At 56.9% G+C, this 23,600-nt stretch carries 19 protein-coding genes, 1 pseudogene and 2 riboswitches; of the genes and pseudogenes, 17 read left to right on the plus strand and 3 right to left on the minus strand.

Annotated elements, in window-relative coordinates; genetic code table 11:
- Window positions 1-9: 9 nt before the first annotated feature.
- Window positions 10-794, plus strand: a pseudogene (locus tag Q7F15_RS00605) (3-hydroxybutyrate dehydrogenase).
- 123 nt (window positions 795-917) lie between these two features.
- On the opposite strand, the gene Q7F15_RS00610 reads toward Q7F15_RS00605, so the two are convergent.
- Window positions 918-1,538, minus strand: a complete 621-nt coding sequence (locus Q7F15_RS00610; protein ID WP_171563992.1) for a DUF3298 and DUF4163 domain-containing protein — start codon at window positions 1,536-1,538, stop codon at window positions 918-920.
- Between the two features lie 231 nt (window positions 1,539-1,769).
- On the opposite strand from Q7F15_RS00610, the gene Q7F15_RS00615 reads away from it, so the two are divergent.
- The 14 genes from Q7F15_RS00615 to Q7F15_RS00680 all read left to right on the plus strand — a co-directional run bounded on the left by Q7F15_RS00615 (window position 1,770) and on the right by Q7F15_RS00680 (window position 16,533).
- Complete coding sequence (locus Q7F15_RS00615) at window positions 1,770-3,251, plus strand: methyl-accepting chemotaxis protein (RefSeq protein WP_171564195.1); 1,482 nt, start codon at window positions 1,770-1,772, stop codon at window positions 3,249-3,251.
- A gap of 87 nt (window positions 3,252-3,338) precedes the next feature.
- Window positions 3,339-3,449: riboswitch (SAM riboswitch) on the plus strand.
- A 213-nt stretch (window positions 3,450-3,662) separates the two neighbouring features.
- Complete coding sequence (locus tag Q7F15_RS00620) at window positions 3,663-4,685, plus strand: BMP family lipoprotein (RefSeq protein WP_230077538.1); 1,023 nt, start codon at window positions 3,663-3,665, stop codon at window positions 4,683-4,685.
- Window positions 4,686-4,762: 77 nt separating this feature from the next.
- Window positions 4,763-6,292, plus strand: coding sequence for an ABC transporter ATP-binding protein (locus Q7F15_RS00625; RefSeq protein WP_212133142.1), 1,530 nt, complete (start codon window positions 4,763-4,765; stop codon window positions 6,290-6,292).
- On the plus strand, window positions 6,267-7,337 hold the full coding sequence (locus Q7F15_RS00630; RefSeq protein WP_230077537.1) for an ABC transporter permease: 1,071 nt from the start codon (window positions 6,267-6,269) through the stop codon (window positions 7,335-7,337). The genes Q7F15_RS00625 and Q7F15_RS00630 overlap by 26 nt, the downstream gene beginning before the upstream one ends.
- Window positions 7,324-8,241, plus strand: coding sequence for an ABC transporter permease (locus tag Q7F15_RS00635; RefSeq protein WP_171563996.1), 918 nt, complete (start codon window positions 7,324-7,326; stop codon window positions 8,239-8,241). The genes Q7F15_RS00630 and Q7F15_RS00635 overlap by 14 nt, the downstream gene beginning before the upstream one ends.
- 35 nt (window positions 8,242-8,276) lie before the next feature.
- Window positions 8,277-8,939, plus strand: a complete 663-nt coding sequence (locus Q7F15_RS00640; RefSeq protein ID WP_230077536.1) for a sulfite oxidase-like oxidoreductase — start codon at window positions 8,277-8,279, stop codon at window positions 8,937-8,939.
- A gap of 2 nt (window positions 8,940-8,941) precedes the next feature.
- On the plus strand, window positions 8,942-9,667 hold the full coding sequence (locus Q7F15_RS00645) for a nucleoside phosphorylase (RefSeq protein ID WP_230077855.1): 726 nt from the start codon (window positions 8,942-8,944) through the stop codon (window positions 9,665-9,667).
- Window positions 9,668-9,769: 102 nt separating this feature from the next.
- Window positions 9,770-10,066: a helix-turn-helix domain-containing protein gene (locus tag Q7F15_RS00650; protein WP_171566349.1), complete on the plus strand. Its 297-nt coding sequence runs from the start codon at window positions 9,770-9,772 to the stop codon at window positions 10,064-10,066.
- A gap of 17 nt (window positions 10,067-10,083) precedes the next feature.
- Window positions 10,084-10,929, plus strand: a complete 846-nt coding sequence (locus tag Q7F15_RS00655) for an IS3 family transposase (protein ID WP_230077258.1) — start codon at window positions 10,084-10,086, stop codon at window positions 10,927-10,929.
- A gap of 585 nt (window positions 10,930-11,514) precedes the next feature.
- Window positions 11,515-12,582, plus strand: a complete 1,068-nt coding sequence (locus Q7F15_RS00660) for an ABC transporter ATP-binding protein (protein ID WP_304414890.1) — start codon at window positions 11,515-11,517, stop codon at window positions 12,580-12,582.
- Between the two features lie 116 nt (window positions 12,583-12,698).
- On the plus strand, window positions 12,699-13,526 hold the full coding sequence (locus Q7F15_RS00665; RefSeq protein ID WP_304415508.1) for a carbohydrate ABC transporter permease: 828 nt from the start codon (window positions 12,699-12,701) through the stop codon (window positions 13,524-13,526).
- Between the two features lie 70 nt (window positions 13,527-13,596).
- Window positions 13,597-14,424: a carbohydrate ABC transporter permease gene (locus tag Q7F15_RS00670; RefSeq protein ID WP_212133638.1), complete on the plus strand. Its 828-nt coding sequence runs from the start codon at window positions 13,597-13,599 to the stop codon at window positions 14,422-14,424.
- A gap of 49 nt (window positions 14,425-14,473) precedes the next feature.
- Window positions 14,474-15,799, plus strand: coding sequence for an ABC transporter substrate-binding protein (locus Q7F15_RS00675; protein ID WP_212133641.1), 1,326 nt, complete (start codon window positions 14,474-14,476; stop codon window positions 15,797-15,799).
- 14 nt (window positions 15,800-15,813) lie between these two features.
- Window positions 15,814-16,533 (plus strand): glycerophosphodiester phosphodiesterase, encoded by a 720-nt coding sequence (locus Q7F15_RS00680; protein WP_212133643.1) that lies wholly within the window; start codon window positions 15,814-15,816, stop codon window positions 16,531-16,533.
- 113 nt (window positions 16,534-16,646) lie between these two features.
- Here the strand turns inward: Q7F15_RS00680 and Q7F15_RS00685 are convergent, their stop codons facing one another.
- A complete protein-coding gene (locus Q7F15_RS00685; protein ID WP_171563999.1) occupies window positions 16,647-18,635 on the minus strand; it encodes a methyl-accepting chemotaxis protein in 1,989 nt (662 codons plus the stop codon).
- A 95-nt stretch (window positions 18,636-18,730) separates the two neighbouring features.
- On the minus strand, window positions 18,731-20,353 hold the full coding sequence (ggt, locus tag Q7F15_RS00690; RefSeq protein WP_230077854.1) for a gamma-glutamyltransferase: 1,623 nt from the start codon (window positions 20,351-20,353) through the stop codon (window positions 18,731-18,733).
- A gap of 252 nt (window positions 20,354-20,605) precedes the next feature.
- Window positions 20,606-20,695, minus strand: a riboswitch (cyclic di-GMP riboswitch).
- 394 nt (window positions 20,696-21,089) lie between these two features.
- Between ggt and Q7F15_RS00695 the strand changes: the two genes are divergently transcribed.
- The gene (locus Q7F15_RS00695; RefSeq protein ID WP_171564197.1) at window positions 21,090-22,751 is read left to right on the plus strand and encodes a glutamine--tRNA ligase/YqeY domain fusion protein; all 1,662 of its coding nucleotides are present in this window, start codon (window positions 21,090-21,092) and stop codon (window positions 22,749-22,751) included.
- Window positions 22,752-23,006: 255 nt separating this feature from the next.
- On the plus strand, window positions 23,007-23,600 hold the full coding sequence (locus Q7F15_RS00700; protein ID WP_171564001.1) for a TetR/AcrR family transcriptional regulator: 594 nt from the start codon (window positions 23,007-23,009) through the stop codon (window positions 23,598-23,600).

The following is a 23,600-nucleotide window of genomic DNA, read 5'->3' on the forward strand; positions in this document are numbered from 1 at the left end:
TGTGTCATCGTGAACAAGCTGCTGGAAGGAAAAGTCGCACTGGTCACCGGTGCAGCAAGCGGGATCGGATATGAAATCGCCCGGACGTTTGCCCGGGAAGGAGCCAAGGTGCTGCTGCTGGACCTCAACCGGGAGGCCGTGGAAAAAGCGGCCGAGCAGCTCAGGGGCGAAGGGGGGAAGCCCTGGGAGCAGGCTGTGACGTGACGGATGAAGGCCAGCTCAAGGCGAGCATTGAGAAGAGCGTGGAGACGTTTGGCCGGCTGGACATCCTGGTCAACAATGCGGGGATGCAGTTTGTGTCGCCGATCGAGGATTTCCCGACCGACACATTTGAGAAGCTGCTCTCCATCATGCTCACGGCGCCGTTTATCGCCATCAAGCACGCCTTTCCCGTCATGAAGCGTCAGGGACATGGGCGGATCATCAACATGGCCTCGATCAACGGACTGATCGGGTTTGCCGGGAAAGCGGCCTACAACAGCGCCAAGCACGGGGTGATCGGCCTGACCAAAGTGGCCGCTCTTGAGGGAGCCGCCCACGGCATCACTGTGAACGCGCTGTGTCCGGGGTACGTGGACACGCCGCTTGTGCAAAATCAGTTGGCCGATCTGGCAAAGACCCGCAACGTCCCGCTGGAACGCGTGATGGAAGAAGTCATATACCCGCTCGTCCCGCAGCGGCGGCTGCTGTCTGTGCAGGAAATTGCCGAATATGCCGTCTTTCTGGCAAGTGACAAGGCCAGGGGTGTGACGGGGCAGGCCGTGGTAATTGACGGCGGGTATACGGCACAGTAAGACCGCTCGCCTTCCCGTCTGCTGCCGCCGTCTCCACACCCGGGCCCCGGGTGCCAGGCAATCATTCAGGCTGTCGACATCGTCGGCAGCCTGGTTGTTTTCCCGGAGAAAAAGCCACGCACGCTACGAGTTGGTCGCCATGATGCTGAGCGGCCCCGTTTCGCTGATAATCGGCTCCAGGTCGAACACCGAGATGGGAAACATGGGGAAGCCCACGTAATACGGCGTGATCTCGTACAGTTGAAAATAGATGACGAGCGCCTTGTCGGCCACGTAGAAATCCTGGTCGGGTCTGATCGCCTTGAACGGCTCCAGGGTGGGAATATGCCGATTGGCGATCTGTGTTTTGATGTTGTCTGACAGCACCTTGACATAGTCGCTGCCCGGTTTGAACAGGTCCCGCAGGGAAAAGACTTGCCCGGTCTGCACATCTGCTGTGAGCGACATCATATAGGTCATGCCGTGGGCCATCGGAGGCGTGTAGGCGTAGTTGTTCAGGGTGACGCTGAAGATGCCTCGCTGATTGTTTTTGATTTCGTAGCTTCCCTGCATTTCCGTCGTTCCCGGCACCTGGCTTTCATGCTGCTGGTTGATCAAATCCTGCACGTACCGCGACAAGGTTTGGTTGATGTTCTGTTCGGCCTGTCGATTGGCCAAACCGGCCACCTGCGGGTAATAAATGGTTACGTTCGGGCGGCTGATCGTGCGGGTCAGCACGGTGGTCGGCAGTTGATTCATTTCCATGGCGTTCCCGTTCCCTTCTTGAGAAATGTGATCCTGCTTTAGCCTATTCGTCAGAGGGGCCAAATGGTCATGGCAAACCGCGTTTCTGATTCGGCGGAACTACGGGCGCGTTAGAACTTTTTTCACATGTTCTCCATGATCCCAATAGAACTTGGAAGATTTTTCAGGATATAATGACAAAAGAATGTTGTATTCACCATAGCAGTAAAGGAGGAAATTATGCTTCAGACCATGTTTCAGTTGGTCCGCAACACCTTGACCAACAAAGAGGGCTTCATGATTTTTATTCTCTGGAATCATCTGTGGCTGGCCGGAATCATCGCGTATCAGGAAGACGTGAACTTCTGGAAGCTGACATCACTGGGCCTGCTGATGACACTGATTGTTTCACCGTACTACTTCATCCGCAAAGGCAGTTACGTGATTCGCTACCTGGTCGCGATCGGCTTTATGTATTACTCCATCGCATTCGACCACTTTACGTCTTATCCGGAGACGGCGTTTATTTCCTTTATCGTGCTCGGCTTCCTCGCGGCCTATCTGGACTGGAAGCTGGTCGTCTTCGCCGGGATTGTCCAGATCGCGGCAACATTTGTCGGGTTTTACACCGGTTTCTACGACATGTTCGATGAAGGTCGGACAGAAGTGAATCTGATCCTGCACCTCGTGTCTGTCGCATTGATGATCGTCGGCTTGACCTACCTGTGTCTGGCCGGACAAGCCTCGCTGAACAAAGCGGAGACGGCGAGGCGGGAAGCAGAGGAAAAAGAACAGCGGCTGGCGGAGCTTTTGGGCCACATCCGCATGGTGACGGAACAGTTGGACCGCACGTCGGAGCACGTGCATGAGCACGCGGAGACGACCAAGCGGAACACGGACGAGATGATGGTTGCGTTCCGCGAAGTGGCCACGGGGATGGAGGCGCAGGCCAACTCCACGGTGAAGATCGAGGAGGAAGTCCAGTCGATCGACCACGAGATCGTGGCGGTCAACGAACAGGCCAACGCGATGAAGGCGGAGGCCGATCAGAACAACCGCCGCCTCACCGAGAGCATCGGCATGATGAACGAGCTGTCGCATCAGATGGAGCAGATCGTGCAGGCGGTCAATGTGGCCTCGTCCACCATCCGCGAGCTGAATCGGCAGGCCAACCGGGTGGAGGAGATCGTGCAGACGATCAACCAGATTGCGACCCAGACCAACCTGCTGGCGCTCAACGCGGCGATCGAATCGGCCCGGGCCGGGGAACACGGACGCGGCTTTGCCGTGGTGGCCGACGAGGTGCGAAAACTGGCCGAACAAAGCGCTACCGCTACCCAGGAGATTGCCGAAATCCTGCAGTCGCTGCACAAGGAGAGCGAAAACGCCGTGCGCCACATGAGCAACGGGGAATCGTCGGTGGCCAAGGGACAGGAGCTGGCCGTCCAGACTGTCACCTCGATCGAGACGGTTCGGGCCGGAATGGAATCGTTCCTGCAGGCCGTCGAGCACGTGCGCTCCAGCATGGACAGGGTAAAGCTGCGCTCCGGTGAAGTGGCCGCCGAGATGTCGACGATTACGGCTGTGACGGAACAATCGGTGGCCAATCTGGAAGAGCTGTTTGCCACGGCGGAAAATCAGCATCAAAAGGTGCGGGAAATCACGGAAGAACTGGGCGAACTGAACGCGCTGTCGCGCAGATTGCAGCAGTCGTTTCGAGACCAACAAACATAATGTTTTGAAATGACAAAAAAATCATTTGCAATGTAAGAACCTTTTGCTAGAATTAGAGACATTACAACTGGATAGCGGATTCACCTTACCTTATCAAGAGAGGCGGAGGGACTGGCCCGATGAAGCCCGGCAACCACTGTACCCCGGTACAGAAAGGTGCCAATTCCTGCAAAACCCTCGGGTTTTGACAGATGAGGAAGAGGTTGGCGCAACTTGGCAAACTCTTCCTCTAGGAAGAGTTTTTTTCATACCATCATCAGGTGCGCCTTCCTGGGAAAAGGGGGAATATATCGAACGTTTATGGTGTATGTTTACTAAAATATTCGTGTTTTGCCTTGAAACTTTCGAAAAAAACCCGTAAATTACCGGTATGGGAGTAAAAAACTTTTTTACTAGATAGGAGAGAACAGCATGAAAAAGTACCTGTTGGCATTGACGACGTTTGCCGTACTGTTGGCCGGATGTGCGGCGGGAGGCGGTGCACCGGAGGGACAAGCCGGCGGCCATGAAGGCGCCGAGAAGAAGCGGGTCGCGCTGATCTTGCCGGAGAAGATCGGGGTCAACCCGTTTTTCCAGCAGATGGACGAGGGTGCCAAGAAAGCGGCGCAGGAATTTGGTGTCGACGTCAAAACCATCGAGTCGACCGACCATTTCGCCATCGAGGAGAACATCCGCGCGGCCGTGTCCGAGCAATACGATTTGATCATTACGTCGTCGTTTGAATCGGAGGATGCGCTGAAAAAAGTGGCGGCGGAAAACCCGGACCGCGTGTTTGCCATCATCGATACTGTCGTGGACTTGCCCAATGTCAGCAGCGTGGTATTTCGCGAACATGAAGCCTCCTATCTGATGGGAGCAGCTGCCGGCCTGGCGACCAAGACCAACAAGGTGGGGATCGTCGCGGCGATGGACATTCCGCTTTTGAAAAAGTGGACGGTCGGCTTCCAGGAGGGACTGAAGGCGACCAATCCGAACGCAGAGGTCTTCGTCAACTACGTCGGCAGCTTTAATGACCCGGCGAAAGCCAAGGAGCTGGCCCTGCTGCAGGCAAACAAGGGAGCAGACTTTGTCTACGGAGCTGCTGCTGTCGGCGACCTTGGCGTGTTTGAAGCAGCCAAGGAAAAGGGCTTCTACACCTCCGGCCAGGACGTCGACCGCACCGGCATCGATCCGGAACACATCGTCCTGTCCCAGTTGAAAGGGACCGACACGGCCGCCTATGAAACGGTAAAGGCGTTTGTAAACGGCAGCTTGAAACCGGGCGTGCAGACGTACGGCCTGAAGGAAGACGGCGTCGGCGTCACCTACGTCACGCGCGAAAGCGAGACGCCCCTGCATCCGTTCATCGGTGAGGAGGTCATCAACAAGGTGAAAGCGATCAGGGATGAGATCGTGGCGGGTACGCGCAAGGTGCCCGATCCGCTGCAGCAGTAAACGAGACGGCGACCGACTACTGCGGTAGTCGGTTTCCTGTTGAATGGGACCAACAGGAAAAAGGAGGGAAGAGCGGGATGACGTACCGTCTGGAAATGCGCAACATGACGAAAAGATACGGCGATTTTACGGCCAACGACAACGTATCGTTCACGCTGGGGGCTGGCGAGGTCCACGCCATCGTCGGGGAGAACGGCGCCGGCAAAACCACGTTGATGCGGATGCTGTACGGCATGGAACAGCCGACGTCCGGGGAGATCGTGCTAAACGGCCGCCCGGTGGTCTTTCGCGGCCCCGACGACGCGATCCGACACGGCATCGGGATGGTGCACCAGCACTTCATGCTGTTTCCCGATTTCAGCGTAATGGAGAACATCGTCATCGGCTATGAACCGCAGCGTGCCGGCCTGTTCCGGCGCAAGGATGCGGTGGAGGCGGTGCGGGCCCTCAGTGAGCGCTACCGCATCCCGATTGACGTGACCGCCCGTGTATCGCAATGCTCGGTCGGGGAGCAGCAGCGCGTGGAAATTCTCAAGGTGCTGTACCAGGGAGCGGACATCATCGTACTGGACGAGCCGACCGCTGTCCTGACACCGCTGGAGGTAAAGGAACTGCTGCAGACGATTCGCCACCTGGCGGAGAGCGGCAAGAGCGTCATCCTGATCACGCACAAGCTCAAGGAAGTGATGGAGGTGGCCGACCGAATCACCGTGCTGCGCGGCGGCCGGGTGACCGGGACCGTTTCCCGGCAGGAGACCAGCGTGGACGAACTGGCCCGGCTGATGGTGGGCCGTGACCTGCAGCCGTTGAGTGAGCGGGTGAGCCTGGACGGCAGGCCCCTCCTGCAGGTGGAAAACCTGACCGTTTCCGACCGGCAGACGATCGTGGACAGCGTTACATTTACCGTGCACCACGGGGAAATCGTCGGAATCGCCGGGGTCTCGGGCAACGGCCAGTCGGAGCTGCTGCAAGCCATCACCGGACTGCGGCCGGTCACGGCGGGCAGGGTGCTGCTGGGCGGAAAGGACGTCACCAACCGTCCTGTGGCAGCCATACGTGAAGCGGGAGTGGCCCATGTCCCGGAAGACCGCTACCTGTGGGGAACGGCCAAGCAGGAGAGCGTGGAGGAAAACGCCTTGATGGGCTACCAGCGCAAACCGGCGTTCAGCCGTCGCGGCGTCATTTTGCGGGACGCGTTTCGCCGCGTGGTGGAGCAGTGGGTGGAGCGTTTTGCCATTAAGACCGGTTCCCGGCACCTGCAGGAGCAGGCGGGCAACCTGTCCGGCGGCAATCTGCAAAAACTGATCGTCGCCCGCGAGCTGGGGCAACAGACGCCGCTGTTGGTCGCTGCCGAGCCGACGCGCGGCGTGGACATCGGGGCTATGGAACACATCCACCAGGCGCTGATCGAAAAGCGAAACAGCGGCGATGGAATCCTGCTCGTCTCGTCGGAGCTGTCGGAGATTCTGGCGCTGTCTGACAGAATTCTGGTCATGTACAAGGGACGAATCGTCGGCGAACTGAAGCGGTCGGAGGCGACGGAAGAGAAAATCAGCGTGTTGATGGCAGGAGGAAGCATCCATGGAAGCGGTCAAAAAGCTGTGTAAACCGCTGGTCCAGCCGCTGTTGGCGGTGGTGATCGGCTTGTTGACGGGAGCAGTCGTCATCAGCGCGGTAGGCGAATCGATCCTGGATACCTACCAGCAGATGTGGAAAGGAGCGTTTGGGAGCTACTACTCCTTTGCCTCCACATTGGCCCGGTCCACCCCGATAATGCTGATCGGGCTGGGGCTGTCGCTGGCGTTTCGCGCCGGGGTGTTTAATCTGGGCGCCGAGGGGCAGATGGTGCTGGGGGCGATCTGCGCGACGCTGGTCGGACTGTACCTGCCCGGTCCCGGACTGGTGAAAATGCTGGCCGCGCTGGCGGCCGGTGTGACCGCAGGCGGTCTCTGGTCGCTTTTGGCCGGGTACATGGAGGCGAAGTTTCGCGTCCAACTGCTCATCACCACTCTGCTGCTCAACTACATCGCCGTCCTGTTTGCCGGGTATTTGGTGAGTGAACCGTTTCAGGACAAGACAGGCTCGGCAGCGCTGGCTCAGACGTCCATGCTGGAAAAGAGCGTCTGGCTGCCCAAGCTGTTTGCCGGCATGAGCGTACACGCCGGCTTTCTGATGGCGTTGGCTGCTGCTCTGGCGTTGTTCTGGATCGTCCGGTTCACCCCGTTTGGCTACGAGGTGAAGATGCTCGGACACAATCCGTTGTTTGCCCAATACGGCGGGATTGACAAGGATCGGGTGATGCTTGTGGCGATGTTTGCCAGCGGAGGATTGGCCGGGCTGGCCGGCACCGTGGAAGTGCTGGGGGCGCATTACCGGTACGTCGACGGCGCGTTGACCGTCCCCGGGTATGCCTGGACGGGCCTGATGGCCACGCTGCTGGCCAATTGCCACCCGATCGGCGTCGTGTTTACCTCGATACTGCTGGCCGCCCTGCAGACGGGTGCGATGGGCGTGGAGCGCAACACCGAGGTACCGCTGGAGTTGGCCAGCGTCATCCAGGCCGTGCTGATTCTGTTTATCTCCGCCAAAATCAGTCATGACTGGTGGAAAAACCGCAAGAGCAAGAGGAGGGAGTCGCATGGAGTTGTTTGATGGAGCACTTGTCAGTTCCACCATCCGGATGGTGACTCCGATCCTCCTGGCGGCACTGGGCGGCGCGCTGTGCGCCCGGGTGGGCATCTTCAACGTCGGGCTGGAGGGGCTGGTGCTGGTCGGAGCGTTTTCCGCCATCGTCGGCAATCACTTTACCGGCAGCCTGCCGCTGGCTGTGCTGTTTGCCGCCGCCGTCACCGTGCTGTTTTCGCTGTTGTTTGCCTACATGACGATCGGACTGAAGGCAAATGAAATCATCGTCGGCGTGGCGATCAATTTCCTCGCGCTGGGGTTGACCACGTTTGCGCTGCGCGCCGTCTTCGGCGTGAAAGGGGCGTTTTACGACAAGGACATGGCCGGGCTGCCGCAGTGGCGGATTCCCTGGGTGGCAGACATCCCCGTGCTGGGGGACATCCTGTCGGGGCATTCGCCGCTGGTCTACGCGGCCTTTTTGGCGGCGGTGCTGCTGCACCTGTTCTTTGCCCACACCGTGACCGGCTTCCGTGTGCTGGCGGCCGGGATGAATCCGGTAGCGGCCCGCAGCCTTGGCCTGAAGGTGACGCGCCTGCAGGTGCTGGCCGTGGTGTTGTGCGGCGTTCTCTGCGGCATGGCCGGGGCCCAGTTATCGCTTGGGCAGGTGACCATGTTTACCGAAGGCATGACGGCGGGGCGCGGCTTTATCGCGCTGGTGGCAATGATGTTGGGGCAGTCTCACCCGTTGGGCATTCTCGCCTCCAGCCTGCTGTTCGGATTGATGGACGCGCTCAGTATCCGGCTGCAGGGCTTTTCGCTGCCGACGCAGTTTACCGCGATGCTGCCCTATGTACTGACGATTGCGGCGATGTTCTTCCTCAAGGACAAGGGCACAGCCGCAAGCACCGCCAGCCAGCAGAGTGCTCGCTAGACAAAAGACGGACTGACCTGGGAGGAAACGGGAAGATGAACAAGGCAGAGCGGATCAAACGGATGAGGGTGCCCGCGGTCGATCCGGCCCTGGCTCGGCGGCTGCCGCCGGGACAGGTGCTGACGGAGCGGTTTCCGATCCTGCATGAGGGGGAGGTGCCTGTCTACGACCTGGAGACGTGGACGCTGCGGGTCTTCGGGGAAGTCGATCGGGAGGTAACGCTCTCGTATGCCGACATCATGGCGATGCCGCAGACGACGATCACCTGTGACATTCACTGCGTCACCCGCTGGTCCCGGTTTGACAACCGGTTTACCGGCGTTCGTTTCCGCGACTTCCTGGCAGCAGCCGGTGTCACACCGCGGGGCAGGTATGTGATGCTGCACGGCGATTACGGCTATACGGCAAACGCGGCGCTGGCCGACCTGGAACGAGACGACGTGCTGCTGGCCCACTCCTTTGACGGAGCGCCGCTGACGGACAAGCACGGTTGGCCGCTAAGGCTGATCGTGCCGCACCTCTACTTTTGGAAGAGCGTGAAATGGCTGCGCGGAATCGAATTCTTGAACGAAAACAACCCTGGCTTCTGGGAGCAAAACGGTTTTCATCTGAACGGAGACCCGTTTCGCGAAGAGCGTTTCTCCGGCGAAGCCCTGCCGATTCCGGAAGACGAATGGGAGAAAAAGGAGTTTGATTGATGATGCTGCCCAATCTGAAAGTTGATCCGGAAAACCTGCCAAAGCGCGCGATCGTCTGCGGCGATCCGAAGCGGGCAGCCCGCATTGCCGCCCTGCTGGACGAGAGCAAGGCGATCGGGGAAAACCGGGAATACCACAGTTATGCGGGAACGTGGAACGGCACGGCGGTGGCCGTCGTCAGCCACGGCGTCGGCTCGCCGGGGGCGGCCGTCTGCTTTGAAGAGCTGGCCAAAGGCGGCGTGAAGACCATCATCCGTGTCGGAACGGCCGGTTCCTACCAAAAAACGATCGAACCCGGCAGCCTGGTGATCAGCACGGCGGCTGTCCGCCGGGACGGACTGACCAGCCAATTGGTGCCGCCGGGTTTCCCGGCCGTGGCCGACCGCCGCGTCGTCGATGCGCTGGCCGCCGCAGCCGCGAAGCGCGATACGGGACTCCATGTGGCCGAGGGCGTGACACTGACGATGGACATGTTTTACAGCGGCGTGGTGGAGTTTCCGCACAAGCTGTACCAACAGGCGGGCGTGCTGGCCGTGGAGATGGAGAATGCGGCCCTGTTCGTGATTGCTGCGCTCCGAGGCATGCGTGCCGGTTCCATCCTGGCGATCGATGGGTACGCCGACGCTGATCTGTTGGAAACGTACAACCCTCATACGGAGACCACGGCCAAAGCGATTGAGGCAGAAGCGCGCATCGCGCTGGATGCGATCGTGGCGGTGGAGAATTGAGTGAAATAAACAGCCCCGATATGAAATAGAGTGCACCCCTTAAAGTAGACATTGGAAAAACCCCTTGGGATAACCGATGTTACTTTAAGGGGTGAATTTTTTATGGCTATCAAAGGTCAAAAGTTCAAGCATTATCCTTTGTCGTTGAAAATGGAGGCAATACGATTGCATGTAGAGGAGAAGTGGACATACAGACGTATCACTGAGCATTTAGGAATCCAGGATAAGGATCGAGTAAAAAAATGGATGCGGAAATACAAACAACTTGGGGAGTTCGGTCTTTTGGATCAGCGTGGACGACGTCCAGAGTACATCGATCAAGATCGACATGTGAAAAAATTGAAACGGGAGAACGAAATTCTAAAAAAGTGTTTGGAAATCTGGATGCGGGAGGTGTAAGAAAAAAGTATCGTGTGATGGAGAATGTGGCAGCATTGTACCCGATTACCGAACTCTCCAAACTTCTTGGTGTATCGAGGAGTGGGTATTATCGATATCTTGCACAGAAGGAGTGGGATAGAGACGGAGAACTGAAACAGCAGATTCAAACCATCTATGATGAACGAAAAGGAATATATGGGTATCGAAGAATTCAAGCGGAACTCCTTCGTCAATACGGCAAGGTTGTGAATCATAAGAAGGTGTTACGGCTCATGCAAATTCTTGGGCTGAAAGCCATTATTCGTGGCAAACGAGCGTATCGGAGCACGTATCGAGCGGCTGAATCAGATGGTCGTGTTGCCGAAAATTTGTTGAAGCGTGACTTCACAGCCGAGAAACCGAACCAGAAGTGGGTCACCGATGTTACCCAGTTTCGTGTAGGAGATCAACGTATCTTCTTATCTACGATTAAAGACTTGTTTCACAACGAAATCGTGGCGCACCATGTGAGCTTACACAATGACAATGTCCTTGTCCTAGAGACGTTTCGGAAAGCATTTGAAAAGCATAAGGACGTGACTGGACTGATCGTACACAGCGATCAAGGCTTCCAGTACACGTCCCATGCATACCACGACATGCTGCAAAAGGTTGGCGCCCGAATCAGCATGTCCCGAAGGGGCAATTGTTTAGACAATTCCCCTATGGAGAGTTTCTTCTCGCACTTAAAGGCAGAAGCTCTCTATCCTTATGATATTCGAAGTTTGGATGAGGCGCAAAGACGAATTGAGGAGTACATTCGTTTTTACAATGAGGAGCGTTTGCAAATCAAATTAAATAAGCTGACGCCAGTCGAGTACAGGCGTCAGCATGCGGCCTAACGGCCGGGGGTTTTTTAAGTGTCTACAAAATGGGGTCTTGACCAGAAACGCCCGAATGCGAGATTCGGGCGTTTCAGACTGAAGACAAACTGCTTTTATTATGATGTAGTTTCCCAAGGAACCGATCTTCCCATCGTTTCCAGGCCGCAAGGCCTGCACATTAATCAACCGAAGGTGGAGAAAAAGTACATGGCATGGGGTGATGGGGCAAAGCGAGCTCCTTTGACGACCTGCAAAGCGAAAAGACGCAAGACGCGGGGAATACAGGGGGCACAAGTCTCACTTCGTCGAAATACCCAGATGTTTGCCCCCTGCCCGCGTCGCGTTTTGGAGCGGACTCTATCGACTTCGTTGCTGGTCGTCAAGAGAGCGAGTGGGCCCCATTACCCATGCACCACGGACTTTGTCTACACGCTGAAACGCCCGAATGCGAGATTCGGGCGTTTTTTTTACATCGGGCACTCCTTTACAAAACCCTGGCCCAACGTTAATACGTGCTTCACGTTTCCTTAACTCTCCAACGGTACCATCGAAATTGTCAAGTGAACGACGGGAGTTGAGGGCACTGGGAGGGAATGGAGCCAGATGGCACGAGTGATATTGAGGCAGGTAACGAAAACATTTCACGGCCAGACGGTGGTCAAAGGGCTGAACCTGTTGATACCGGACGGTTCCTTTACCGTGCTGGTCGGACCGTCAGGGTGCGGAAAATCGACCACGCTGCGGATGATTGCCGGGCTGGAGAGCGTCACGGACGGGGACATCCTGATCGGCGACCAGCCGGTCAATCATCTGCCGCCCGGTAAACGGGATGTGGCCATGGTGTTTCAAAACTACGCGCTCTATCCGACGATGAACGTCTACGACAACATCGCGTTTGGCCTGCGCAACCGGGGGTACTCGAAAAATGACTGCCGGACGATGGTAGAAGAAATCGCGGACGTAGTCGGATTGAAACCGTATCTCAAGCGGAAGCCCTCGGAGCTCTCCGGCGGACAGCGGCAGCGCGTCGCACTGGCCCGTGCGATGGTGAAAAAACCGCAGGTGTTTCTGATGGATGAACCGCTGTCCAACCTGGACGCCAAGCTGCGCAACCAGATGCGGGTGGAGCTGACCAGCCTGCACAAACGGCTCGGCACCACCTTTATCTACGTCACCCACGACCAGGTGGAAGGGATGACGATGGGCGATCAGATCGTCGTCATGAGCGAGGGTGCGATCATGCAGGTGGCGCCGCCGATGGAGCTGTATCGGGAACCAGCCAACCTGTTCGTCGCCCAGTTTATCGGCTCACCCGCGATGAACGTCGTCCCGGCGGACGGGAGGGCGGAATACTTGTGGGGGTTTCGCCCGGAAATGGCCGTCCTCCTGCCGGGCAGCGTGTCGGCGGTCCCGGCGGAAACGGCATGGTCGCTCGACGGCATTATCATGTCACGGGAAATCCTCGGTTCGGACGCGCTGTACCACGTGGAAACGACGAGAGGACGCGTCGTGGTCAAGGCGGAAACGGAGCGGATGGCGGAGATCGGCGAAGCGGTGCTGGTGTCGGTGCCGCTGGCGCACATTCACGTGTTTGACCGCGCGACCGGGAAACGGCTGGGGCGGCTGGAGGGACGGACGCAGAACCATTCGCTGGCGGGAGGAGTGGTCTGATGCGCAAAACGGTCGCTGTCCAAGAAGTGGCGAACGCGCAATCGGCGGGGACGCTGCCGGCAGCCCGATTTGTCTTCGCCGAGCGGATTCGTCCATACCTGTACATCGCGCCGGCCATGCTGTTTTTTGCCGTCTTTTTCTTCTTTCCGATCGCGTATGTAATCTACTTGTCCTTTCACGACTGGTCGCTGCTCAACCTGGAGGAGATCGAATGGGTGGGGCTGGACAACTTTGCCGAGCTGTGGAAGGACGCCGATTTTCGTCAGGTGCTGGCCAATACATTGATGTACACATTCGCCACAGTGGGGCTCGGCATTGTGATTTCGTTTTTTCTCGCGCTGTGGCTCAACCGCAAGGCCAGGGTGTACGGTCTGGTGCAGGCGGCCGTGTTCAGCCCTCACATCGTCTCGCTCGTCTCGATTTCGATGCTCTGGATGTGGCTGATGGACCCGCAGTACGGTCTGCTCAACGCCCTGTTGGAATTCGCCGGACTGCCGGCGTACACCTGGCTGTCTGACACGAAAAGCGCGCTGGTGTCGCTGATCGTGGTCAGCCTCTGGAAAGGGATCGGCTACAACACGGTGGTCTTCATCGCGGGGCTGCAAAGCATTCCCCGTGACATCTACGAGGCGGCCGCCCTGGACCGCTCTCCGTGGTGGCGCACCCTGTTCCGCATTACGGTTCCGATGCTGTCGCCCACGCTGTTCTTTTTGTTGGTGATCAATACGATCTCATCGTTTCAGGTGTTTGACACGATCTACATCATGACCCAGGGCGGTCCGGTCAACAGCACCAACATGCTGGTTTTCTACATTTACGAGCAGGGCATGGATTTCTACAACGGCGGCATCGCTTCCGCTGCGTCCGTCGTCCTGCTGGGGATGGTCGGATTGTTGACACTGCTGCATTTCCGCCTGATGGGAAAACGGGTCCACTACCGCTGACGGGCCCCTGATCCGGCCAAGTGTGGCAGCGAATTCGCCCCAGGATCGCCGAGAGGGAGGAGGAGGTTGTATGAGACATGCGGGACGTGCGGCGTGGAAAGCGGTGGAGTGGGCGCTTCTCGCCGTCGTTTCCCTGATCTTTGTGTTTCCGTTTCTCTGGATGTTTTTGACCGCGTTCAAGACGATGCCGGAGGTGTACCGGTTCCCGCCTACCTGGTGGCCGGAGTCGTGGCATTTGGAGAACTTCCGCATCGCGTGGGAATCGGGACCGTTTCTCACCTACGTCTGGAACAGTTTTCTCGTGGCGGCGGGGATTCTCGTCCTGCAGCTGTTGACGGGTGTGCCGGCCGCGTACGCCTTTGCCCGCTACCGGTTTCGCGGGCGGAACCTGCTGTTTGGCCTGACCCTGATCGCCTTGATGATTCCCCCTCAGGTGGTCTTCTTGCCGGTCTATGTGGAAATGAGCCACTGGGGGCTGGTGAATACGCTGTGGGCGCTGATTCTGCCGTACGGGGCGAGCGCCTTTGGGATTTTTTTGCTCCGCCAGTGTTTCATGCAGGTGCCCGATGAGGTGATCGAAGCCGCCCGGCTGGACAATGCCTCCGAGTGGACGATCATGTGGACGATCATGGTGCCGATGGCCAAGCCGGTGCTGGTCACGTTCGGGCTGTTTAGCTTCATCTATCACTGGAACGACTACTTTTGGCCGCTGATCATGACCAACAGCGACACCGTGCGGACGCTGCCAATCGGCATCTCCATGCTGAAGGCGGCGGAAGGCGGCAAACTCTGGAACGTCATCATGGCGGGCAACATGATCCTCGTGCTGCCGGTCCTGGCGATCTTTTTCATCGCCCAGCGGCACATCATCAGCGCGTTTGTCTATTCATCCAAATAAAAAAGGAAAACCCGCGTTCCTTCCTGAAAAGAAAGAGGAGGCATGCATTGTGAAAAAGATCCGCGTATCCTTATTGGCTTGTGTATTGAGCGTGACGGCCGTACTGGCCGGGTGCAGCGGCAAGCAGGAGGCGGCTGGCGGCCAGCAGTCCGGTACCGGAAGCGGCGGCCAGCAGCAGACAGCCGATGCCGGAAAGCCCGTGGAAATCGACTTTTGGTACGCGCTGGGCGGCCGCAACGGTGAAGTGATCGAAGAGATGGTCAAACAATTCAACGACACGCACAAAGACATCGTCGTCAAGCCGTCCTATCAAGGCAGCTACTATGAAAACCACGCCAAGGTGCTGGCTGCCGTCTCAGCCGGAAACCAGCCCGACGTGACGATGGTGGAGATCGCATCGGTGGGCGCGTTTGCCGATGCCAAGGTGCTGCAGGACCTGGGGGCCTACGTGAACGGGGAGGAAAACAAATACATTCCCGGCCTGATGGGCAACTCCTACTGGAACGACAAACTGTACGCCGTGCCGTTCAACCGTTCGACCCCGCTCTTGTACGTCAACCGGGACATGCTGAAAGCGGCCGGATTGAATCCCGACGGTCCAAAGACATGGGAGGAACTGCGCCAGTACGCCAAGGCCCTGACCAAAAAAGAGGGGGGCAAGACGAAGACCTACGGCTTCTCCACGCCGATCGACATCTGGTTCTACGAAGCGCTGGTCTTTGAGAGCGGCGGAAATATCCTGAGCGAAGACGGCAAGAGCGTGGCGCTCGACAACGAAGCGGGAAAGGCGCCGTTGGAGTTCTGGATCAGCCTGCTGAAGGAAGGGGTGATGAAGGCTCCGCCGGGCGAAAAATACAACGCCTGGGACGTGGCCAAGCAGGATTTCCTCAACCAGCAGGTGGCCATGATTTTTACATCGACCGGAGACCTGCACGCGCTCAAGGAGAGCGCCGCGTTTGAAGTAGGGGCGGCGTTTCTGCCGGCCAATAAGGATTATGGGGTGCCGACTGGCGGCGCCAACCTGGTGATGCTGGCCAAGTCTTCGGATCAGGAGAAAAAGGCGGCATGGGAATTTATCAAATGGATGACGGATACGCCGCAGACAATACGTTGGTCGCTGGAAACCGGGTACATGCCGGTGACGAAGGAAGCGGTCGAGTCGGACGAGATGAAAGCAGCATACCAGAAAGAGCCAAACTTTCAGGTGGCGGTCAAACAATTGGAGTATGCCCAACCGCGTCCGATGGTTCCCGGCTATAAGGAACTGCAGGAAGTCATCATGACGGAGATTCAGCGGGCGGTGCTGAACCAGGCGACCGTGGGCGAGGCGATTGCCAAGGTTGTGGAAAAAGGCGAGAAACTACTGAAAAAGTAATGAGGTGATGTTGCATGAACGTTTGCATGGCGCATCGCGGCTGGTCGGGCAAGGCGCCCGAAAACACCATGAAGGCGATTGAGCTTGCGCTGGCGGAACCGGCCATTGGCGCGATTGAGGTGGACGTGCAGCTTTCCAGGGATGGCGTGCCGGTTCTGTTCCACGATTTTTCACTGGAGCGGACGACGAACGGCAGCGGACGGGTGCAGGATCTGACGCTGGCGGAACTGCGGGAGCTTAATGCAGGGAGCTGGTTTGATGAGCGCTTTGCCGGCGAACCGATTCCCACGCTGGAAGAGGTGCTGGCTGCCGTGAAGGGACGATGCACACTGAACATTGAGCTGAAAACGGCGGCCGACATGCATCCCGGACTGGCGGAACGCGTGCTGACGCTGCTGGATCGGCACGGGATGAAGCAGGATGTGTACCTCACCTCGTTTGACCACGAGCTCATCCGGCAGGTGCGGCAGCTGGACACTGACGTCAAGACCGGGCTGATCGTCTACGGACGGCCGATCATGATCCTGGAACAACTGCGGCAGGCGGGAGCAGATGTGCTCTCCATGTCCTATCCGTTTCTCACCCGGGAATTGGCCTGCGAGGCAATCAATGAGGGGGTTGGCGTCATCGCCTGGACGGTGGACGACCCGGACGCTATCCGCAGAATCATGGAGTGGCATCCGCAGGTGCAAATCTGCACCAACCATCCGGACCGCATGCTGGCCCTTCGCTGAGCGCACTATAACTAACAACAGCGGCTGTGAGGACACTCCCTCGCGGCCGCTGTTTCATTCGGTACAGCCGGCAGCAAAAAAGGCACCGCAAAACGGGTGCCTTTTTGTTGTGCTTATATCTTGAAGCGTTTGACGTGAGCCTGCAGCTCTTCGGCGATTCTCGCCAGCGAGCTGGCAGAAGACGTGACTTCCTCCATGGAGGCCAACTGCTCCTCGGTGGCGGCGGAGACGCTTTGCGTTCCTTCTGCGGAGCTTTCCGCCACTTCGGCAATTTGCGTGACCAACTGAACCACCTGTTCCGTACCTGCGGTCATCTGGCGGGAGTGGTCTTTTACCTTCTGAATCTGGTCGGCCGTGTGGGTCACCGAATACTGAATCTGTTCAAACGATTTGCCGGCATCGTTGACGACCTCGAGGCCGAGCGCCACTTCTTTTGTCCCTTTTTCCATGGACTGTACGGCCAGGTCCGATTCCTGCTGGATGGCCAGAATGAGCTGTTCGATCTGTTGAGCGGATTGGGCCGATTGTTCCGCCAGTTTGCGGACTTCGTTGGCCACGACGGCAAATCCCCGTCCCTGTTCCCCGGCACGCGCTGCTTCGATGGCGGCATTAAGCGACAACAGGTTGGTCTGCTCGGCAATGTCGGTGATGACCTGGACAATTTGACCGATCTCCTGGGAACTTTCGCCCAGCCGTTTGACGATAAGGGCGATCTGGTTGACCGTCTCGTTGATGGACTGCATTTGTTTCGCGACGGTTTGGATGGTCTGGTTGCCGTCGATCGCGATTTGCGAAGCCCTGAGGGCAGAATCTGCGGCGTTTTCCGCATTGGTGGCAATTTGCTGAACACCGGAGGACACGTCCTGGATCGCACGGACGCTTTCCTCCACGCTTTGCACTTGCCGTTCTGCGCCGTACGCCACTTCCTGGATGGTCGTTGCAATCTGCTCGGTGGCCTTGCTTGTGTGCTCGGCGTTTACGGTCAGCTGCTCTGCGGACGCTGCCAAATTTTCGGCGCTGGCGTTCATCTGCTGGATGATGGTGCGCAGATTATCCACCATGGCGTTTACGGCCTGGGACAGTTGGCCAATTTCATCCTGCGTGCGGATGCGGAGCGGCTCCACCGTCAGTTCTCCATCGGAGATGCGTTTGGTCACGCTGGCCACTTCCATGATCGGTCGCGTGATCCGCAGCGACACGGCGAATGCAAGTGCGATTACGAGAACGCTGACGATGAGAACGATGACAGCGATGTTGGTGTTGAGAGCGGACACAGCCGACGTAATGGATTGGACCGGGATATGCAGGAACAATCCGTAGTTTGTCGTTGCAATGGGCGCATAGGCAACCATGTACTCGCTGCCGGCGTCCGTGTAGGTATAGGAGGCTGTCTCGCTGCCGCCGTGTTTGAGGAACTCGGCCAACCCCTGCGGCAGGCCGGCTTCTTCCACTGCTTTGCCGATCAGCTCTTCGTTGGGATGGGCTTGAATCAGCCCTTTGTTGTCTACGAGAATGGCGTATCCGCCGTTGCCAAGGTTGAGATGTTGCAGAAAGGTTTCGGTAAACTGGTCAACGTTGACGAGACCGGTCAGTACGCCAAGAATTTGGCCGTTTTGGTTTTTGACGGGAGAGGCGACGACAATGGAGCGTTTGCCAGTCGTCTTGGCAATCACGATGTCGGAGTAACTGGCTTTTCCGGCCATTCCTTCCTTGAAAAACGGCCGTTCGGACAAGTCGATGCCGACGCTTGTCGGAAACGTGTCGGCCGAAACTTTTCCGTCTGGAGAGATGAAGGTGTTGCCGTCAAATATCTTCATTTCCTCGGTAAACGAGCGGATGAACAGGTTTTTCGCGGCAGCGTCCGTCGATTGAATATCCGATGAACGGGCCAGCACCTGAATCTCCGTCATCCGTCTGTCCAGGTATTGATCCATCGCGACGGCGGTGCTTTTGGCAAGGTCGATGTAGGACTGCCGCTGTTTGTCCGTGATGATTTCCGAGCTGCTGGTGGTGATATACAGGGAGGTGCCGATGAGTGGTATGATCGCTACGACAAGAAACCAAACAATCAGTTTGTTTCGAAGTTTGCCGAAGACAAACACGAGGGAATTCCTCCTTTTGTAATCAGGCCTATATGCACGCCTGAAGCGTAACAGCATTCAGACTGCCGGGAATGCTCCCGGCAGTCTGGAGTGAATCAATATCCCATTGCTGCACCTTCGCCGCGCGGATCGGCGCCGCCAAACTTCACGTTGGTGACGGGATCGATCAGAATCGCTCCGGATTGGCCCATTTGATCGGTGTAGGCGTCTTCCAGTTTTTCAACCGGGTGACCGCGTTTGATCAGTTCGTCCAAAACAGCTTGCGGAATTCGGCTTTCTACCTTGAGGTTGTTGGAAGAAGCACCCCAGTTGCGTCCGTGCAGCCATCTTGGCGCTTCGATCGCGTCCTGTACGCTGAAGCCAAAATCGACAATGCGGGTCACCAGAGCGGCCTGGGTCTGAGGCTGTCCTTCTCCGCCTTGGGTTCCGTAGAGGAGGTAAGGCTTGTCTCCCTTAAACAGCATCGCCGGATTGATGGTGTTGAAGGAGCGTTTGCCCGGCTCCAGGTGGTTGATGTGGTTCGGATCCAGGGAGAAGTAGCTGCCGCGGTTTTGCAGCAGGATGCCGGTGCCTTTGGCCACGATGCCGGAGCCCCAGTCGAAGTAGTGGCTTTGAATCATCGAAACGGCGTTGCCATCCTTGTCGACGACGCCGAGCCATACAGTGTCCCCTTTCGGATCGAGCGGCTCCACCGTTTGGGCTGCCTGTTTCATGTCGATCCGCTTGGCCAGTTCTTGACCGTGCTCTTTGGACAGCAGGTAGTCTACCGGAATGTCGGCAAACTCGGGGTCGGTCAGCCATTTGTCACGGTCGGCAAAGGCTTGCTTGGTGGCTTCCACAATCACATGGTAGTAATCGGGAGTGCCTTCGCCCAAGCTCTTCACATCGAAGTTGTTCAGGATGTTGAGAATGGAGAGCGAGGCCATTCCTTGCGAGTTGGGCGGTACGTTGTACGCCTTGTACCCGCGATAGTCAACGGAAATCGGTTTTGCCCACGTAGCGGTGTGTTTTTCAAAGTCTTTCAGGGTGAGCAAGCCGCCGTTTTTCTGCATGTCTTCGACGATTTTCTTGGCGATTTCGCCTTTGTAGAATCCGTCGGCCCCTTTTTTGGCGATGATTTTCAAGGATTCCGCCAGGTCTTTCTGCTTCAGGATTTCGCCAGCCTGATACGGTTCGCCGTTGGGTTTCAGGTAGATTTTGCGGAACTCTTCAAAGCGCTGCAGATTTTTCAGATCGTTGTCGGTCGGATCGGTCGCGTACTTGGTCCAGTACACCTGGTTGGGGGAGACGGGATAGCCTTTTTCCGCGTACTCGATCGCCGGCTCCAGCAGTTTGCTCCACGGAATCTTGCTGCCGCTCATTTCCTTGCGAGCGTAGTTGTACGCTTCCCACCAGCCGGAAACGACTCCGGGGACGGTGTTGGCGGCCAGATAACCGCGGGACGGGATTTTCTCGTATCCTTTGCTCTTGTAGAACTCAATGGTCGCTTTCTCCCCGGCACGGCCGCTGCCGTTCAGGGCGCGCAGTTCTTTCGTTTTTGCGTTGTAGATCAGCCAGAAGTTGTCCCCGCCGATGCTGGTGTAATGAGGATAGACGACGGTCAGTGTGGAAGCCGCAGCGATCGCGGCATCGACCGCGTTACCGCCTTCCTGCAGCGTCTTCAGTGCAGCGGCGGTAGCCAGGTAGTGCGGAGTGGTAACCATGCCATTCGGCGACATGGAAGTTGGACGGTGTGCAGCATTGCCCGCAGGTGTGAAGGCGGACAGGCTTAAAACGCCGGCAAGTCCCAGGGCGCCTAGTTTTTTCCAGAACCTTTTCACAGTCGTTCCTCCTTTGGTCTAGTTGTAAAAGCAAGTTGTGCTGGATGGTACGTAGCTCTGGCGCCTCACCTCCCCCCTATGGACTGCAACCGCCTGCTTACACAAAAAAGACCGATGACATAGGATCATCGGTTTGTCCTACATCAATACTTCGGTAACTGGCTGGCGTGTCCGCTCATGGCGGAGGTAGCCCCTGTAGCTTTGCGTCGCCGGGTTTCCCCGGGTTTGCCGTTTCGATATCAATGCGTGGTCGTAAATTTTCAAAATGCGTAAAATGAGACCATCTTCATTCGTCTCGCGGTGCAGGCAGTCCAATGGACTTGGGAAAATCACATTTCTATTTCATTAGATCGGTAAATTCGTCCCGATGTTTAAGGGGGAAATTAAAAAAATCTGCGGATTTTGTGACTATGGTCCGATGTCCCTGCACTTGGCGGAGGATGTTTTTCGTGCGCGCACCTTTCTGCGCACATCCAAGCTGCTGAATTCAATAATGAACATCGGCTGCGGCCGTCAACAGCGACGGCATGTGCCCCATTGTGGTAAGGCGGGACGAGGCACGGCCCGATTTGTTGAACTCTCGATGCGGAATCAGTATTATTGATTGTAAAGGTGAAGTGAAAGGTTGATTCAATTGGAAAACAAGTCGGCAACATCCAATTTTATCCGCAGCATCGTCATTGAGGATTTGCAGGCGGGACGAGTGAAAGAAGTCGTGACCCGTTTCCCTCCGGAACCGAACGGGTATCTCCATATCGGTCATGCCAAATCCATCTGCCTGAATTTTGAGCTGGCTGACGAATTCAATGGCAGAACCAACCTGCGCTTTGACGACACCAATCCGCTGAAAGAAGACACCGAGTACGTGGAAGCGATCAAGGAAGACGTCAAATGGCTGGGTTTTGAGTGGGATGGTCTTCATTTCGCATCCGACTACTTTGAGGAAATGTACAATCGCGCGGTGTTGCTGATCAAAAAAGGCAAGGCGTACGTCGACGACCTCTCCGCGGAGGAGATCCGCAAAACGCGGGGGACGCTGACAGAGCCGGGCACGGAGAGTCCGTACCGCAACCGTTCGGTGGAGGAAAACCTGGACCTGTTCCAGCGGATGCGCAACGGCGAGTTCAAGGACGGCGAAAAAGTATTGCGCGCCAAAATCGACATGAGTTCGCCGAACATCAACCTGCGCGACCCCGTGCTCTATCGGATCGCCCATGCCACCCATCACAACACCGGAGACAAGTGGTGCATCTACCCGATGTACGACTTTGCCCACCCGCTGGAAGACGCCATCGAGGGCGTGACCCACTCGCTGTGCTCGCTCGAGTTTGAAGATCACCGTCCGCTTTACGACTGGGTCGTACGCGAATGCGAGATGGAGCACGTGCCGCGGCAGTATGAATTTGCCCGTTTGAACATGACCAATACGGTGATGAGCAAACGCAAGCTGAAATTGCTGGTGGACGAAAAAATCGTGGACGGTTGGGACGACCCGCGGATGCCCACCATCGCCGGTCTGCGCCGCCGCGGCTACACGCCGGAAGCGATTCGGGCGTTTGCGCGGGAAATCGGCGTCTCCCGCAGCAACAGCGTGGTGGATGCGAAGATGCTGGAGCATTTCATCCGCGAAGACCTGAAGCTGAAGGCGCCGCGCACGATGGCCGTGCTGCGCCCGCTGAAAGTGGTCATTACCAACTATCCGGAAGGCCAAGTGGAGATGCTGGACGCGGAAAACAACCCGGAAAATCCCGAGATGGGCATCAGGCAAATCCCGTTTTCCCGCGAGATTTACATCGAGCAGGATGACTTCATGGAAAATCCGCCGAGCAAGTACTTCCGCCTGTTCCCGGGCAACGAAGTGCGGCTGAAGCACGCCTACTTCATCAAGTGCCACGACGTGATCAAGGACGAACAGGGGAACGTGGTGGAACTGCACTGTACGTACGACCCGGAAACGAAGAGCGGCACCGGGTTCACCGGCCGGAAAGTGAAGGGGACGATCCACTGGGTGGACGCCAAACACGCCGTTCCGGCGGAGTTCCGCCTGTATGAACCGCTCATTCTGGACGGGCAGGAAGACGGCGATTCGTTCTTGGACAACATCAATCCCAATTCGCTGGAAACGCTGCACGGTTTTGTCGAGCCCAACCTGAAGGACTGCAAGCCGCACGACAAGTTCCAGTTCTTCCGCCACGGCTACTTCAACGTCGATCCAAAGTATACGACTCCGGACAAACTGGTGTTCAACCGGATTGTCTCGCTGAAAAGTTCGTTTGAACTGCCGAAGAAGGGATAAATTCGCGCATACATGGAAAAGCTGTTAACACGGTTAACAGCTTTTTTCATATTCTTGGGGACCCCCGCCGGGTGCTGCATGAGCACACCTGAGCGGGGGATTTTTTTGAGAGGGGCGGCCGGATATGCTCGATTCCGGTCACAATTTTAAAGAAAAAATGTCATTTGGACGGCAGGATTTCCCATGGAATATATTGAAAAATTACACAGATGATATATTGGTTGTACAACCAATCAAAATGAATGGTGATCTGGAATGAAACCAAAAGCAGGTAATACGCGAGCCCAATTAATTGAAGCGGCTTACAAGGTTCTTGCCGAAAAGGGATACGAAAACAGTTCCGTTAAGGACATTGCTCGTGAGGCAGGCGTGTCGCCCGGCTTGGTGCACTACCATTTTGCAAACAAGGAAGACCTTTTGGTGTCTGTTGTCAAAGAAGCAGCCAATGAGTACTGCCAACAGATGAGAAAGTTACGGAAGACAGTTGCGGAAGACAAACTTGCCGACGCTGCGCTGGCGGAGTCTTTGGAGCGAATAAAGAGCAATGCCGATTGGTACAAGCTGCGATATGAATTGTATGTGCTTGGCTTGCGAAATCCCGCGATTCAGTCCGGGGTGAAAGAGCTTATCGCAAGGGGAAGGGAGGGAATCGAAGAAACAATCCAAGCGGTGGCAGGAAAAACGCTGCCAAATGGGGCTGAGATGTCCGCCATTTTGTTCGCCTGTTTCGAAGGGCTCGCCTTGCAGTCTTTCGTTGATTCGGAGTTTGACCTGGAAGGCGCTTACCAATTCCTTGGTCAAATGGTCGAACAATTCTTGCAATCGCAATCGGAACGTGAGCGGACGTGA

The organism is Brevibacillus aydinogluensis, from assembly GCF_961514395.1.
Taxonomy (GTDB): domain Bacteria; phylum Bacillota; class Bacilli; order Brevibacillales; family Brevibacillaceae; genus Brevibacillus; species Brevibacillus aydinogluensis.

Coding starts and splice junctions, on each gene's coding strand:
- Q7F15_RS00630 (WP_230077537.1), top strand. CDS start 6,267: ATGGAAGCGGTCAAAAAGCTGTGTAAACCGCTGGTCCAGCCGCTGTTG.
- Q7F15_RS00670 (WP_212133638.1), top strand. CDS start 13,597: ATGAGACATGCGGGACGTGCGGCGTGGAAAGCGGTGGAGTGGGCGCTT.
- Q7F15_RS00680 (WP_212133643.1), top strand. CDS start 15,814: ATGAACGTTTGCATGGCGCATCGCGGCTGGTCGGGCAAGGCGCCCGAA.
- Q7F15_RS00655 (WP_230077258.1), top strand. CDS start 10,084: ATGGAGAATGTGGCAGCATTGTACCCGATTACCGAACTCTCCAAACTT.
- Q7F15_RS00645 (WP_230077855.1), top strand. CDS start 8,942: ATGCTGCCCAATCTGAAAGTTGATCCGGAAAACCTGCCAAAGCGCGCG.
- Q7F15_RS00635 (WP_171563996.1), top strand. CDS start 7,324: ATGGAGTTGTTTGATGGAGCACTTGTCAGTTCCACCATCCGGATGGTG.
- Q7F15_RS00610 (WP_171563992.1), bottom strand. CDS start 1,538: ATGGAAATGAATCAACTGCCGACCACCGTGCTGACCCGCACGATCAGC.
- Q7F15_RS00625 (WP_212133142.1), top strand. CDS start 4,763: ATGACGTACCGTCTGGAAATGCGCAACATGACGAAAAGATACGGCGAT.
- Q7F15_RS00640 (WP_230077536.1), top strand. CDS start 8,277: ATGAACAAGGCAGAGCGGATCAAACGGATGAGGGTGCCCGCGGTCGAT.
- ggt (WP_230077854.1), bottom strand. CDS start 20,353: ATGTCGCCGAATGGCATGGTTACCACTCCGCACTACCTGGCTACCGCC.
- Q7F15_RS00660 (WP_304414890.1), top strand. CDS start 11,515: ATGGCACGAGTGATATTGAGGCAGGTAACGAAAACATTTCACGGCCAG.
- Q7F15_RS00665 (WP_304415508.1), top strand. CDS start 12,699: ATGCTGTTTTTTGCCGTCTTTTTCTTCTTTCCGATCGCGTATGTAATC.
- Q7F15_RS00650 (WP_171566349.1), top strand. CDS start 9,770: ATGGCTATCAAAGGTCAAAAGTTCAAGCATTATCCTTTGTCGTTGAAA.
- Q7F15_RS00700 (WP_171564001.1), top strand. CDS start 23,007: ATGAAACCAAAAGCAGGTAATACGCGAGCCCAATTAATTGAAGCGGCT.
- Q7F15_RS00615 (WP_171564195.1), top strand. CDS start 1,770: ATGTTTCAGTTGGTCCGCAACACCTTGACCAACAAAGAGGGCTTCATG.
- Q7F15_RS00620 (WP_230077538.1), top strand. CDS start 3,663: ATGAAAAAGTACCTGTTGGCATTGACGACGTTTGCCGTACTGTTGGCC.